Origin of the sequence: Bacteroides sp. OF03-11BH (genome assembly GCF_003604005.1) — a bacterium.
Lineage (GTDB): Bacteria > Bacteroidota > Bacteroidia > Bacteroidales > Bacteroidaceae > Bacteroides > Bacteroides ovatus.
In genome coordinates, this window is sequence record NZ_QTMW01000078.1 from 1 (window position 1) to 14,753 (window position 14,753).

At 52.9% G+C, this 14,753-nt stretch carries 11 protein-coding genes and 1 pseudogene; 9 read left to right on the forward strand and 3 right to left on the reverse strand.

Features of this window, described 5'->3' with window-relative positions; translation table 11 throughout:
* The first annotated feature begins 145 nt into the window (after positions 1–145).
* The gene (locus DXA54_RS26765; protein WP_008645570.1) at positions 146–508 is read left to right on the forward strand and encodes a hypothetical protein; all 363 of its coding nucleotides are present in this window, start codon (positions 146–148) and stop codon (positions 506–508) included.
* Positions 509–587: 79 nt separating this feature from the next.
* Here DXA54_RS26765 and DXA54_RS26770 read toward each other — a convergent pair whose 3' ends face one another.
* Positions 588–893 (reverse strand): helix-turn-helix domain-containing protein, encoded by a 306-nt coding sequence (locus DXA54_RS26770; RefSeq protein WP_008645571.1) that lies wholly within the window; start codon positions 891–893, stop codon positions 588–590.
* A 39-nt stretch (positions 894–932) separates the two neighbouring features.
* On the reverse strand, positions 933–1,226 hold the full coding sequence (locus DXA54_RS26775) for a helix-turn-helix domain-containing protein (RefSeq protein ID WP_032535412.1): 294 nt from the start codon (positions 1,224–1,226) through the stop codon (positions 933–935).
* Between the two features lie 250 nt (positions 1,227–1,476).
* Here DXA54_RS26775 and DXA54_RS26780 point away from each other — a divergent pair, with 250 nt between their 5' ends.
* From DXA54_RS26780 to DXA54_RS26805, 6 genes are all read left to right on the forward strand, one after another.
* Positions 1,477–1,869, forward strand: a complete 393-nt coding sequence (locus DXA54_RS26780; RefSeq protein ID WP_008655856.1) for a helix-turn-helix domain-containing protein — start codon at positions 1,477–1,479, stop codon at positions 1,867–1,869.
* Between the two features lie 3 nt (positions 1,870–1,872).
* On the forward strand, positions 1,873–2,223 hold the full coding sequence (locus DXA54_RS26785) for a helix-turn-helix domain-containing protein (RefSeq protein WP_008655857.1): 351 nt from the start codon (positions 1,873–1,875) through the stop codon (positions 2,221–2,223).
* Between the two features lie 19 nt (positions 2,224–2,242).
* Complete coding sequence (locus tag DXA54_RS26790; protein ID WP_008645573.1) at positions 2,243–3,820, forward strand: DUF4099 domain-containing protein; 1,578 nt, start codon at positions 2,243–2,245, stop codon at positions 3,818–3,820.
* Between the two features lie 59 nt (positions 3,821–3,879).
* A complete protein-coding gene (locus DXA54_RS26795; protein ID WP_008645574.1) occupies positions 3,880–5,970 on the forward strand; it encodes a type IA DNA topoisomerase in 2,091 nt (696 codons plus the stop codon).
* A 163-nt stretch (positions 5,971–6,133) separates the two neighbouring features.
* A complete protein-coding gene (locus DXA54_RS26800) occupies positions 6,134–6,586 on the forward strand; it encodes a DUF1896 domain-containing protein (RefSeq protein ID WP_008645575.1) in 453 nt (150 codons plus the stop codon).
* Positions 6,576–12,416 carry an N-6 DNA methylase gene (locus DXA54_RS26805; protein WP_008655861.1) on the forward strand — a complete coding sequence of 1,947 codons (5,841 nt, stop codon included), beginning with the start codon at positions 6,576–6,578 and terminating at the stop codon, positions 12,414–12,416. The genes DXA54_RS26800 and DXA54_RS26805 overlap by 11 nt, the downstream gene beginning before the upstream one ends.
* Before the next feature lie 186 nt (positions 12,417–12,602).
* On the opposite strand, the pseudogene DXA54_RS26810 reads toward DXA54_RS26805, so the two are convergent.
* Positions 12,603–12,881, reverse strand: a pseudogene (locus DXA54_RS26810) (DUF418 domain-containing protein); the annotation flags it as partial.
* Between the two features lie 118 nt (positions 12,882–12,999).
* Here DXA54_RS26810 and DXA54_RS26815 point away from each other — a divergent pair.
* Both DXA54_RS26815 and DXA54_RS26820 read left to right on the forward strand, forming a co-directional pair.
* Positions 13,000–13,377: a nuclear transport factor 2 family protein gene (locus DXA54_RS26815; RefSeq protein WP_007366528.1), complete on the forward strand. Its 378-nt coding sequence runs from the start codon at positions 13,000–13,002 to the stop codon at positions 13,375–13,377.
* Positions 13,378–13,388: 11 nt separating this feature from the next.
* Positions 13,389–14,246 carry a GNAT family N-acetyltransferase gene (locus DXA54_RS26820; protein WP_007366527.1) on the forward strand — a complete coding sequence of 286 codons (858 nt, stop codon included), beginning with the start codon at positions 13,389–13,391 and terminating at the stop codon, positions 14,244–14,246.
* Positions 14,247–14,753 lie beyond the last annotated feature (507 nt).

Genomic DNA, 14,753 nt, shown 5'->3' on the forward strand with positions numbered 1-14,753 from the left:
AAACCTACCGCTGTAAAGCGGAAAGGCGTTGTTTGCCGAGCCTACAAATCACCAAAGAAAAGCTCAACCAAGACATGGAGAACCTTGCCGCAAGGTTGAACGGCATCGAGGAATTTGCAGGTTGCACCATCTAAAAAGAAAAGCCATGAAACGTGACATAATCATCATAGAGGACAAGGCGGTCAGCGTAACCGGTAACGAGATATGGATGACCTCCACAGAAATCGCCGGACTGTTCCACACGGGCGTCCCGGCAGTGAACGCCGCCATCAGAGCCGTCCGCAAGCCGGACGTGCTGAACGACTACGAGGTGTGTCGCTACATGCGGCTTGAAAACGGGCTTTCAGCCGACGTGTATTCGCTGGAAATCATCATCCCCATCGCCTTCCGGCTGAACACCTACCATGCACACGTGTTCCGCACGTGGCTGGTGGGCAAGGCACTCTCGAAGGAAAAGCGGCAGGCATACGTGATGTTCATACAGAACGGAAAAGCCGGGTATTGCTAAACACGCATAAAAAGAAAAAAGAAAAAGGAAACGGACAGCCCGTATGGAGTTGCCCGTTTCCTTTTTTCATGCAGCCGCCTTATTCCATCGGCTTGCGGTAGTTCGCCTCCAATAGTTCACGCAACCCCGATTCGGGGTAAAGCACCTTCCCTCCCAAAAGTATAAAGGGCAGCACCCTGTTGTTGCGGTACTCCTGCAAGGTGCGGCGGCTGACACGGAGCAGTTCCGCCACCTCCCTGTCCGTCAGGTAACGCTCCCCGTCCAACGGCGGGCGGTAACTTTCCAGAAAGGCGGAGAGCCATTTCGAGCCTTTGCGCATGTTCTGCACGACGGTGGCAAGCGGCTCGTCCTCCATCGTAAACACTTCATTGTTCTCGTTCATCATAACTTCGGATTCAGTGGGTTGTGAATAATAAAAATCAAATCATTTTCCGCCGGGATAGAGCGTGCCGACAAGCGGAATGAGCCTTTTGACCTCCTCCGGCTTGTAATAGAACCTGCGGTTTATCTGCGAGTAGCCGATAAGCCGCCTGTCACGCAAAGTCTGCAACGTGCGCGGGCTGATCCTCAACTGCCCGCAGACCTCCTCGCCCGTGAGCCACCTTTCCATCCGCCCGCCGTCGCTCCTGCGCCTCAGGGCGGCTACCTTCTCCGCGAGGGCGTTGAAGGACGCCACCATCATCTCGAAGGTCTTTTTCTCGATAGATACTATTTCCATAAGCAAAACATTTCAGAGTTTGCCGCAAAGGTAACGAAGCCGCCTTGAACACGTACCGTTTCCCGCTAAAAGGCAGCTTGTTGCGCCGTCTGTCCGGGTTACGGAGCCATTATCCGTAAAAATCTTACGTGAGCCACGTAGTGAGCTGTTAAAGCCCATTTGGTTTATTGCCGAATTTTGTCGCAGAAACATAGCGCAAGCCGAGCGCAGAACGTCAAGCCCGCTTGAACGGTATGCCGAGGCGCAGCCTATGTTCATGCAAATAAACCAAAAGAAAGAACTGAATATGAAAGTGATAACGATGGAAAGTTCCGCCTTCACCGCATTGACGGAACAGATAGCCGAGATAGCGGCACACGTGCGTGCCGTTTCCGGCGGTAGGAAGGAAGAAGCTCCCGACAGGTTGCTCACCACCCGCGAGGCGGCGCACCTGCTGAACGTGAGTTGCCGCACCCTCCAGCGCATGCGCAGCGAACAGCGCATCGCCTATGTCGTGCTGCGCGGCAAGTGCCGCTACCGGCAGTCGGAAATCGACCGCCTGCTCGAAGACAGCACCGTTACGGGCGAAGCCGCGACACCGGAACAGTTGAAACGCAACCACACGCTGCGCACGGGCGGCAGACCCAAAGGAAGGAGGACGTAAGACATGGAACTGCTTACCCGCAACAATTTCGAGAACTGGATGCAGAAGGTGATGGAACGGCTCGACCGTCAGGACGAGATGCTGCTCTCCATGCAGCCGTCCGGCAAAGCCCCGAACCCGATGGACGGGATCAGGCTTTTCGACAACCAAGACCTGTGCATACTGCTCCAGATCAGCAAGCGCACCCTGCAACGCTACCGCAGCATCGGCGCGCTGCCCTACAAGACGCTCGGCAAAAAGACCTATTACAGCGAGGCGGACGTGCTGACGTTCCTCTCCGAACATGTAAAGGATTTCCGCAAGGAAGACATAGCCTTCTACAAGGCTCGTATCCATAATTTCTTTCAAAAATAACCATTAAAACATTTTTCAGATGGCAAAGAAAAAAGACGAAAAGGACGTGCTGGTTGTCCGTGACGAGAAGACGGGCGAAATCAGCGTGGTAGCCGGGCTGAACGCCGACGGCTCCCCCAAGCGTATCCCCGCGAAAGCGGAGAACGCGCAGAGTTTCCTGCAATTCGACCGGCACGGCGACGTGCTGGACAACTTCTTCAGGAACTTCTTCCGGCAGTGCAGGGAACCCAGCCGCTTCGGTTTCTACCGTGTCGCGGCGGACCAAGCCGACAAACTGCTGGAGGTTATCAAGGACTTGCTGAAAGATCCCGACGGCAACAAGGAGATGCTTGCGCCCCACAAGGTGGACACCTCCGGCTACGAAAAGAAAGTACAGGAGGAGCAGTCCGCCGAAAAACAGGAACAACCGGAACAGAAACAAGATGACGAACCTAAAAAACAGGAAGAAATGGAACAGAAAAACGAACAGAATCAGGAAAGTCCTCAGCAGACGCAGGGCAACCGGGGCTACCAGCCCATCGACGAGAGCAAGATCAACTGGCAGAAGTTGGAGGAGAAATGGGGCGTGAAGCGCGACGACCTTGAAAAGTCGGGCGACCTTAACAGGATGCTCAACTACGGCAAGTCCGACTTGGTGAGGGTGTCGCCCAATTTCGGCGGAGAGGCTTTCGAACTGGACGCCCGCCTCTCCTTCAAGAAGGACGGCGAGGGCAACGTCAGCCTTGTGCCGCACTTCATCCGCAAGGAGCAGAAGCTCGACGACTACAAGGAACACAAGTTCTCCGACGATGACCGGAAGAACCTGCGCGAAACGGGCAACCTCGGCAGGGTCGTGGACCTCGTGGACAGGGAAACGGGCGAGATCATCCCCTCGTTCGTCAGCATCGACCGCAAGACGAACGAAATCACGGATGTCTCGGCCAGCAAGGTGCGCATACCGGAACGCATCGGCAAGACGGAAATCACCAAGCAGGAGCAGGACATGCTGCGTGCCGGTCTGCCCGTGCGTGACAAACTCATCGAACGCAAGGACGGCAGGAAGTTCGTCACCACCCTGCAAGTGAACGTGGAGCAGCGCGGCGTGGAGTTCGTGCCGGGAACCGGCAGGTCGCCCCGTGCCGTCCAGACACAGGAAAATAAGGAGAAACAGGCGCAAGGTACGGAAAACACAGCCAACACGAACAAGGAGCAACGCCGCAACACGTGGACGAACGCCGACGGCAGCATCCGCCCCATCAGCAAATGGAGCGGCGTGGACTTCACCGAGCAGCAGAAAGCCGACTACGTGGCGGGCAAAGCCGTGAAACTGGAGAACGTGACCGACAAGCAGGGCTTCCACGCCACGATGTACATCAAGTTCAACCCGGAGAAGGGACGCCCGTACCGCTACGACACCAACCCCGACAACGCGCAGAAGGTCGCGCCTTCCAACGAGAGCCGCACGCAGGTGGCGGTGAACAGCGAGGGCAAGACCAACGAGGCTACCAAGAACCTGAAGGAGCCGTTGCGGAAGGGACAGACCGCCCCGAAGGACACCGCGCAGCAACAGCAGCAGGAGAAGCCGCAAAAAAGAAACAATAAGGGCATGAAGATGTAATCCGGTGTCCGCCACTAAATCCGAAGTAACATTTGTAAAATTCAAAACGACAGAAGAATATGAAGACAATCATTGCAGAAAAGCCGTCTGTGGCACGTGAGATCGCCCGTATCGTGGGCGCGACAAAGAGAGAGGAAGGATATTTCGAGGGAGGCGGCTACGCCGTGACTTGGGCGTTCGGACATCTCGTACAGCTTGCCATGCCCGACGGCTACGGCATACGCGGCTTCGTCCGTGACAACCTGCCCGTCATCCCCGACACCTTCACGCTCGTCCCCCGTCAGGTAAAGACGGAGAAGGGCTACAAGCCCGACAGCGGCGTGGTGACGCAGATCAAGACCGTCACCCGGCTATTCAAGGAAAGTGAACAGATCATCGTGGCGACCGATGCCGGACGCGAGGGTGAGCTTATTTTCCGCTACCTCTACCATTACACCGGATGCGCCACCCCGTTCGTCCGCCTCTGGATAAGCTCGCTTACCGACAAGGCTATCCGCGAGGGACTGCGCAACCTTGAAGCGGGCGGCAAATACGACGACCTCTATCTTGCCGCCAAAGCGCGGAGCGAATCGGACTGGCTCGTGGGCATCAACGGCACGCAGGCACTCTCCATCGCCGCCGGACACGGCACTTACTCCGTCGGGCGGGTGCAGACACCTACATTGGCGATGGTGTGCGCACGCTACTGGGAGAACCGCCGCTTCACGCCCGAAGCCTTCTGGCAGCTCCATATCGCAACGGACGGCTGCGACGAAGGAACTGTGAAGTTTTCCTCTTCCGAAAAATGGAAAGAGAAAGAGCCCGCGACGGAACTGTATAATAAGGTGAAGTCGGCAGGCACAGCCACCGTCACGAAAGCCGAACGCAAGGAGAAGACGGAGGAAACACCGCTCCTGTACGACCTGACCACGCTCCAGAAGGAAGCCAACACCAAGCACGGCTTCACGGCGGAACAGACGCTTGAAATCGCGCAGAAGCTCTACGAGAAGAAGCTCATCACCTATCCGAGAACCGGAAGCCGCTACATCCCCGAAGACGTGTTCGCCGAAATCCCCAAGCTGCTCGCCTTCATCGGGGCTTTGCCCGAATGGAAAGGCAAGGTGCAGCCGAAAGCCGTCCCGACACGCAGAAGCGTGGACGGTAGCAAGGTGACGGACCACCACGCCCTGCTCGTCACGGGAGAGAAACCGCTGTTCCTCTCCAAAGAAGACAACACCGTCTATCAGATGGTTGCCGGGCGCATGATCGAGGCGTTCTCCGAGAAATGCGTCAAGGACACCGCTACCGTCACGGCGGAGTGTGCCGGAGTGGAGTTCACGGTGAAAGGCAGCGTCATCAGGCAAGCCGGATGGCGTGCCGTATATGGTGAGGAGGACAAGGAAGAAACCGCCATCCCCGGCTGGCGGGAAGGCGACACGCTGACGTTGAAAGGCTGTTCCATCACGGAGGGAAAGACCAAACCCAAGCCGTTGCATACCGAAGCAACCTTGCTCTCGGCTATGGAAACGGCGGGCAAGGACATAGAGGACGACGCACTCCGTCAGGCTTTGAAGGACTGCGGCATCGGCACGCCCGCCACCCGTGCCGCCATCATCGAAACGCTCTTCAAGCGCGGCTACATGGAACGCTGCAAGAAATCGCTTGTGCCGACAGAAAAAGGGCTTGCCCTTTACTCTGTCGTGAAGACGATGCGCATCGCCGACGTCGCCATGACGGGCGAATGGGAGAAGAATCTGGCACGCATCGAGCGCGGGGAGCTGCCCGCCGACACCTTCTGCAAGGAGATAGAGGCGTACACAAAGGAGATTACCTCCGAACTGCTCTCGTGCGACAAGCTGTTCGCCCGCAGGGATTCCGGCTGCAAGTGTCCCAAGTGCGGAACGGGCAGTATGCAGTTCTACGGCAAGGTCGTCCGCTGCGACAACGCGGACTGCGGGCTACCCGTGTTCCGCCTGAAGGCGAACCGCACCCTTTCCGATGACGAGATCAAAGAGCTGCTCACCGATGGGCATACGAAGCCGCTCAAAGGCTTCAAGAGCAAGCAGGGCAAGAGCTTCGACGCCATAGTCGCCTTTGACGGGGACTATAACACGACTTTCGTGTTCCCCGAAAGGAAAACGAGCAGGAAATTTTCAGGACGGAAGAAATAGTATTAACTTTGCCACTTGTTCAGAGTAATGAATTGTTCTTCGATACCGGATTACACTCATACTTTGGATTTAGTGGTGGCACTCGGAGGGATACCGAGTGCCTTTTCATTCTCCTTTTCAGACGATTATCCCCATCATTATCAACCCACTAAATTCCAAAGTAATGAACAACAAGAAGAAAAACGAAGGTCAGACCGACTTTTCCTATTACGGTCTGTACCTGCTGGACTATCTCCGCACGAACAGGTTTGAACAGGCTTCCGACGATGCCTTCATCCGGGAACGTGCCGACCGTGCCGCCGAAACGTATGAGCGTGCGCGGCTCGAAGGCTATCCGTCCGAGGGGGCGCAGGAGTTGGCGATGGACACGCTCCTGCGTGGTCTTCGCTATTCCAAGTACGCCATCCTCCGCGAAGTCGTGGAAAACGAGTTTGCCGACGAAGTGCCGGAAAAGAAACGCGAAGCCTTCATCCGAAAGCTGCTGCCGCCTGTCGGCAACGTATTCTCCGCCTATGATCTTTCGGACGACAACTTCGCCCTGTCGCCCGAATACGACCTGCTCTACACGGAGCTGACGGGAGCCGTCGTCCTTTATATCGGGGAATATGGCGTTTAACCGCAAACAACGGCTGCGGGACAACATCGAGGCGATACGGACGGCATTCATCCTTGACAGGGAACGGAGGACGGCAACCGCCGAGGAACAAGCCATACTTCGGAAGTATTGCGGTTTCGGCGGGTTGAAGTGCATACTGAACCCGGCAAAGGAACTGACGGATGCCGTGCATTGGGCGAAATCGGACCTCGAACTGTTTGCCCCTACGGTGGAACTGCACAGGCTGGTGCGTGAAAACAGCAAGGACGATACGGAGTACAAGCGGTACGCGGATGCCATGAAGCAGTCCGTGCTGACCGCATTCTACACACCGCCGGAGATAACCGGCACGATTGCGGAGGCTCTGCATGAACACGGCATACGTCCCGACCGTGTGTTGGAGCCGTCGGCGGGCGTGGGCGCATTCGTGGATGCCGTGCTGGAAAACAAGCCGGACGCGGACATCATGGCTTTCGAGAAAGACCTGATGACGGGCAAGATATTGGGACACCTGCATCCCGACCAAAAGGTAAGGGTGCAGGGATTCGAGAAGATAGAGAAGCCCTTCACGGATTATTTCGACCTTGCCATCTCGAACATCCCGTTCGGCGACGTGGCTGTGTTCGACCCGGAGTTTACAGGAAGCCAAGACCCGGCAAGGCGTTCCGCACCGAAGGCAATACACAACTACTTCTTCCTGAAAAGCCTTGACGCTGTGCGTGAGGGCGGCATCGTGGCGTTCATCACCTCGCAGGGGGTGCTGGACGCACCGTCCAACGCACCCATACGCGAGTATATGATGCGTAATGCCAATCTGGTGGGTGTCGCACGCCTGCCGAACAATCTCTTCACGGACAACGCGGGTACGGAGGTGGGCAGCGACCTGATTATCCTGCAAAAGAACAGCGGAAAGAACGGGGAACTGTACTACAACGAGAAACTTTTCATGCAGACCGAACAGACGCCCATCGGCACTTCGGTGAACGGGTATGTATGGAGCATCAGCTCTCTTTCCAATACGGATTTAATCAGAGGCACAGACCCTTACGGGAAACCTGCCTATCAACTCCTGCACCGGGGCGGCATCGGGCAAATGGCGGAGGACTTGCGGGAACATCTGAAAATCGAGTTGCATCAGTTTGACAAAGAACTGTATGAAATGTACAGCCTGCATCCGGCACAGGGGAAAAGCACGGTTACGGAAACCATTTCCATACCAGTTGTCACTCCTGAGATACAGCCACGTAATGAAATGGCAGCCAAGCCCGAAGCGGTAACACCGCAGCCGGAGGAAGAAAAGCCGGAGATAGAGCCGCACCGTCCCGATTATTCGGAGGGCGTGCAGCTCTCCCTGCTCGACCTCTGGGGCATGACCGAGGAGGTACGCAAGCAGGAAGCACCCTCCAAGAAGAAAAAGACGGCGAAAAAGGAAAGCCCGGCAAGACGTATGCCTCCCAAACCGCAGGCGCAGGTTACGCCGAAGGTTACGACCGCACCGCCACAGCCGTCTGCCGCACCACCGACGGAGAACAGGGACAGCCAAGAAACAAAGCCGGTGAGTGTCGCAGCCAAAGCCGATCCGGATGATATTTACGCCACTTTGGATTGGGATACCAACCCGCCCATCAACGGCTTCTATGAAATGATGATGGACCTCACGCCGGAGCGACGCAAGGAGCTTCGCAGGCTGGCGGCACAGCATCAGGAGAAACGGCAGCATGTCCCGGACGTGAAAGCCGCACCGGAGCAGGAAACACGGCAACCCGAAACGCAGCCGGAAGTTGCCGCCACTCCTGCCGCTCACGCAACGGAAACGGCTGCAACCTCCCTTTTCCCCGAAATGGAAGCGGAAAAACCGGAGGAGGAACCTCTCGACCTTTCTCCCCGTCCGTTCAACGGCATGCTGGAGCCGCACTATCGTGACGGCTCTATGGTACTGGATGCTTCACGCAATCTCGGTTATTTGAAAGACCTCACGCCTTACGGCGCGACATTCCAACCGCTTGACCTGACTGGCTACCAGAAGGAGAAAGCGATGTTGTATGTGTCACTCCGTGATTCATACGAGCGGCTTTACCGCTACGAGGCGGAGTATCACGATGAAGGGTCTGCACAACGCATAGCGTTGAACACCTGCTACGATGAGTTTGTCATGCGCTACGGCAACCTCAATGCCAAGCAGAACGTGAAACTGTTGATGATGGATGCCGCCGGGCGCGACATCCTTTCGTTGGAACGTGCGGAAGACGGCAGGTTCGTCAAGGCGGACATCTTCGAGCGTCCCGTTTCCTTCTCGGTGGAGAGCCATGCCAACGTAAGCTCTCCCGAAGAGGCACTCTCCGCATCGCTCAACAAGTTCGGCACGGTCAATCTCGACTATATGCGGGAGATAACCGACAGCACGGAAGAGGGATTGCTTGACGCCCTCAAAGGACGCATCTTCTACAACCCGCTCGTAACCGGTTACGAGATAAAGGACAGGTTCATCGCCGGGAACGTGATAGAGAAGGCGGAGCGCATCAAGGCATGGATGGGTGACAACCCAGAAAACGGGCGTATGCCGGAAGTGAAGCAGGCGTTGTTGGCTCTGAAAGAAGCCGAGCCGCCGCGCATCGCCTTCGAGGACCTCGACTTCAATTTCGGGGAACGCTGGATTCCGACGGGCGTGTACGCCGCCTACATGAGCCATCTTTTCGACACGGACGTGAAAATCGCCTACTCCGCAAGCATGGACGAGTATTCGGTGGCGTGCGGCTACCGCACCATGAAAATCACGGACGAGTTTTTAGTGAAGGGCTATTACCGGAACTATGACGGTATGCACCTGTTGAAACACGCCCTGCACAACACCTGCCCCGACATGATGAAGTCCATCGGCAAGGATGAGCATGGCAATGACATCAAGGTGCGCGACAGCGAGGGCATACAGCTCGCCAACGCCAAGATTGACGAAATCCGTAACGGGTTCTCGGAATGGCTGGAAGAGCAGTCGCCGCAGTTCAAGGAACGGCTGACGACAATGTACAACCGCAAGTTCAACTGTTTCGTGCGACCGAAGTATGACGGTTCGCACCAGACGTTTCCCGACCTCAATCTGAAAGGATTGGCAAGCCGGGGTATTCAAAGCGTTTATCCGTCGCAGAAGGATTGCGTCTGGATGATAAAACAGAACGGAGGCGGGATCTGTGACCACGAAGTTGGAACAGGTAAAACACTGATAATGTGTATTGCAGCGCATGAAATGAAGCGTCTGAACTTGGCGCACAAGCCGATGATTATCGGCTTGAAGGCGAACGTGGCGGAGATAGTAGCCACTTATCAGGCGGCATATCCTAATGCGAGGATTCTCTACGCTTCGGAAAAGGATTTCTCGACTGCCAACCGCGTGCGTTTTTTCAACAACATCAAGAACAACGACTACGATTGCGTCATCATGTCGCACGACCAGTTCGGCAAGATACCACAGTCGCCGGAGTTGCAACAGCGCATCCTGCAAGCGGAGCTTGACACGGTGGAGGAAAACCTTGAAGTGCTGCGGCAGCAGGGCAAGAACGTGTCGCGGGCGATGCTGAAAGGATTGGAGAAACGCAAGCACAACCTTGTGGCGAAGTTGGAGAAAGTGGAACACGCCATCAAATCCCGCACGGATGACGTAGTGGACTTCAAGCAGATGGGCATCGACCACATCTTCATTGACGAGAGCCACCAATTCAAGAACTTGACTTTCAACACCCGGCATGACCGTGTGGCGGGGTTGGGAAACTCGGAAGGAAGCCAGAAAGCCCTGAATATGCTTTTTGCCATACGAACTATACAGGAGCGCACGGACAAGGACTTGGGGGCTACGTTCCTGTCCGGCACAACCATTTCCAACAGTCTGACGGAATTGTACCTGCTCTTCAAGTATCTGCGTCCGAAGGAATTGGAAAGGCAGGATATCCGATGCTTCGACGCATGGGCGGCAATTTTCGCCAAAAAGACAACCGACTTCGAGTTCAACGTGACGAACAATGTGGTTCAGAAGGAGCGTTTCCGATATTTCATCAAAGTGCCGGAGCTTGCCGCCTTCTACAACGAGATTACCGATTACCGCACGGCGGAGGACGTGGGTGTGGATCGTCCGCGTAAGAACGAGATACTGCATCACATACCTCCCACGCCCGACCAAGAGTATTTCATCAAACAGCTGATGCAGTTCGCCAAGACGGGTGACGCCACGCTGCTGGGCAGACCGCCCCTGTCGGAAACGGAGGAGAAGGCGAAGATGCTTATCGCCACCGATTACGCGCGGAAGATGGCTCTCGACATGCGCATGATAGACCCGCATTATGAGGACCACCCCGACAACAAGGCTTCCCACTGCGCCAAGACGATTGCGGAGTATTACCACAAATACGACGCGCAGAAAGGCACGCAGTTCGTGTTCTCGGATCTGGGAACATACCAGCCGGGCGACGGATGGAACGTGTACAGCGAGATAAAGCGGAAGCTGACGGAGGACTACGGCATCCCGGCAAGCGAGGTGCGCTTCATTCAGGAGTGCAAGACCGACAAGGCACGCAAGGGGGTGATAGACGCCATGAACGCCGGAACGGTGCGCGTGCTGTTCGGTTCCACTTCCATGCTCGGAACGGGTGTGAACGCGCAGAAACGGTGTGTCGCAATCCATCATTTGGATACGCCGTGGCGTCCATCCGACCTGCAACAGCGTGACGGACGCGGAGTTAGGGCGGGCAACGAGATTGCCAAGCGTTTTGCCGGGAACAATGTGGATGTCATCATCTACGCGGTGGAAAAGTCGTTGGACAGCTACAAGTTCAACCTGCTGCACTGCAAGCAGACGTTCATCTCGCAGCTCAAAAGCGGGGCGATGGGCGCACGTACCATCGATGAGGGGGCTATGGACGAGAAATCGGGCATGAACTTCTCGGAGTACATGGCGTTGCTCTCCGGCAATACCGACCTTTTGGACAAGGCGAAACTGGAGAAGCGTATCGCATCGCTTGAAGGGGAACGCAAGTCGTTCAACAAGGGCAAGCGCGATTCGGAGTTCAAGCTGGAAGCCAAGACGGGGGAACTGCGCAACAACACGGCTGTCATCGAAGCCATGACGGAGGACTGGAACCGTTTTCTTTCCGTTGTGCAGACTGATAAGGAAGGTAGTCGCCTTAATATTGTCAAGGTGGACGGCGTGGATTCAACCGACGAAAAAGTTATTGGAAAGCGTTTGCAGGAGATAGCCAAGAACGCCACGACGGGCGGTTTGTACAAGCCTGTCGGGGAGATTTACGGTTTCCCGATAATGGTGGTCAGCGAGAGGATACTCAAAGAGGGGCTGGAATTTACCGACAATCGCTTCGTGGTGGAAGGGAATTACAAATACACCTATAACAACGGGCATCTGGCGATGGCTGACCCGGTAGCCGCCGCACGTAATTTCCTGAATGCATTGGAGAGGATTCCGTCCATCATCGACCAGTATAAGGCGAAGAACGAGGTGCTGGAAAAGGAGGTTCCGCAGTTGCAGGAGATAGCGGGCAAGGTGTGGAAGAAAGAGGACGAACTGAAACAGTTGAAGTCCGAACTTGCCGCGCTTGACCGCAAGATACAGTTGGAGCTTGCGCCGCCCGCGCAGGAAGTCACCGAAAAAGAAAAGAACGGGCAGGAGATCAAGCCAGATGCGGAAGGTGTACGGAGCATATCGCCACAACAAACCGATGATGTCCCGCAGATTCGCAGCCCGATGGATAAACGAAGTCCGTCTGGCAATTTCATTGCCAATCATATCATTATCGGGCGTCCGGGTTTTCAGTTTAAGGATGAAAACCGATCGAAAGGGATAAAAATTTAAAATTATGAATTTTATATAAAATATTAATAGGGGCTATCCAAAAGGTCTAAAAGTAAATCTTATCCCCTCTGCAAGTATCTGTAGAAGAGTGATTGCAAGAATTTCTTTCTTTTTGGGCAGCCTCTATTAAATTTATTTATTCTTTCTTGATTTATGTTTATAAACATTATACCAAAAACATTCCAACTAACCTTGTTTATGTTTTGTCAGCCACCATTTGCACAACCATATTTGACTCCCAAAGAGAGTGAATTCGATAAGATAACTTGCTGCATACCCACAATAAGGGGCTAAATAGAATACGAATGGGAAATAGATAACAGTACCGACAACAGATTGCGTTATGTAGTTGGTTAAACTCATTTTACCATAAAGCTGTAATGTGGAAACCGCTTTTTTGACACGTTCCTTATGACACAATAATATGAACGAGAATATTTCTACAGAATCATCAGTAAAACAGAAAAAAATACTAATTTTGTTTTTGATGATCATTTCAAAAGGAATTAGAAAAAATGTCTAATTCTAACTTATAGAGGAAAAAGCAACAATTAAATATTAAAGAATAAAAGATACGAAAAATATGACGCCAAAAGAGATACTACAAGAATGGATTGACTGCTTCAACGCCGCCGATGCAGTCGCTTTGGCAAACTTATACGCTCAGGATGCCATAAACCATCAAGTCGCAAACACCCCGGTTATAGGAAAAACAGCTATCCATAAAATGTTTGTAAATGAATTTGCAACCTCAAAAATGGTTTGTATTGTTGAGCATATATTCGAGGATGGAGAATGGGCTATCATGGAATGGAAAGATCCGCTCGGGTTGCGAGGATGCGGATTCTTCCATGTGCAAAACGATAAAATCGTTTTCCAAAGAGGTTATTGGGATAAGCTCAGCTTTCTCAAACAGCACGGTTTAACCGTAGAGAATAGTGATAAAAATCCAAACACATAACACCGTCCGATATGGGAATCATCATTCATTCTTTAGAGTCCGTTTCTTTCAAAGATTTGTATGCGGCATTCTCATCCGCATTCAAAGATTATGATTTCTCTTTGAATGCGGATGAATTGCGACGCATGCTCGACCGACGAGGATACAATCCACAACTATCTTTCGGAGCATTTTTCGAAGGACGGCTGATTTCTTTTGTGTTTAACGGAACAGGCATGTACAACAACATCTTGACGGCCTATGACACAGGGACGGGAACCGTACCTTCATTCCGGGGATTACACCTAACCCAAAAAATATTCACTTTCAGCCTCGAATTGATATATCAACAAGGAGTTCGGCAATATGTACTGGAAGTTTTGCAACACAATCACAAAGCAATAAAAATATATCGCAAATTAGGCTTTGAAACACAGAGAAATTTCAACTACTACTCTGCCAAACTGAGCGATATTGTTCCTGTATTGCAAGTAAACCATACCGCATGTCGCATACTCCCATCGGATTTAAAAAACTGCCTTAACCAAACGGCCTGGTTCGATTTTCATCCTTCATGGCAAAATGACAGGGCTTCACTGGAACGCGGAATCGACAATTTGGACATATTGGGAGCTTATGAAAGAGAAGAACTTGTCGGATTTGTTATCTTTGAACCGGCATCAGGCGATATTTCATCCCTCGCAGTTGCAAAAGATTACCGGCGTAAAGGAATAGGTAAGTCCTTGCTTAAAAGTGCTGTCAGTCATTTTCAAAGCGATGTACTCAAATTTACTAATGTTGATTGCGATTGTGAATCAGTCACTGGTTTCTTGTCATCATTAGGACTTACCCCAAAAGGACAACAGTTTGAAATGGTCAGAAAAATTTAACCTACATTTATATGAATAGCCCTCATCATCAAATAACGGTTCTCAGCTATACGCAGGCAGGGATTTTAACCACTGAACTTCCTACGAAGAACTGAACTTTAAATTTACCACTTAACTGTCCTACGAAGCACGAAAGCCCTGCTTGCGTATAGGTGATGTTATGCGGTCGGTTTTCATTTTCTCTTCTTTCTCGTTAATTTGTCAAGCAAAGTTACTAAATTTGCAGTCAAGCAATTTCAATTTTTGAATTATGTATTTCAGCAGACCTTGGACTTCTATCTAAGTGATAGGCAGTCCTGAAAATTCCAATCTCTTTTAGGTCAAGACAATTAGTCTATGGGTTTCGTGTACCGACTTTTTTGTAAAGGCGTTACGTTGTCATAGTTGCTCTGTCGGGTAATACTGTCTATTCACTTCTCCACGATTTGAATTCAAGTATTCACCTGTAAGAAGTTACTAAACCTGTTGGCGGAATTAATTTAGTGCATACTTAATTCTGCCAATGGG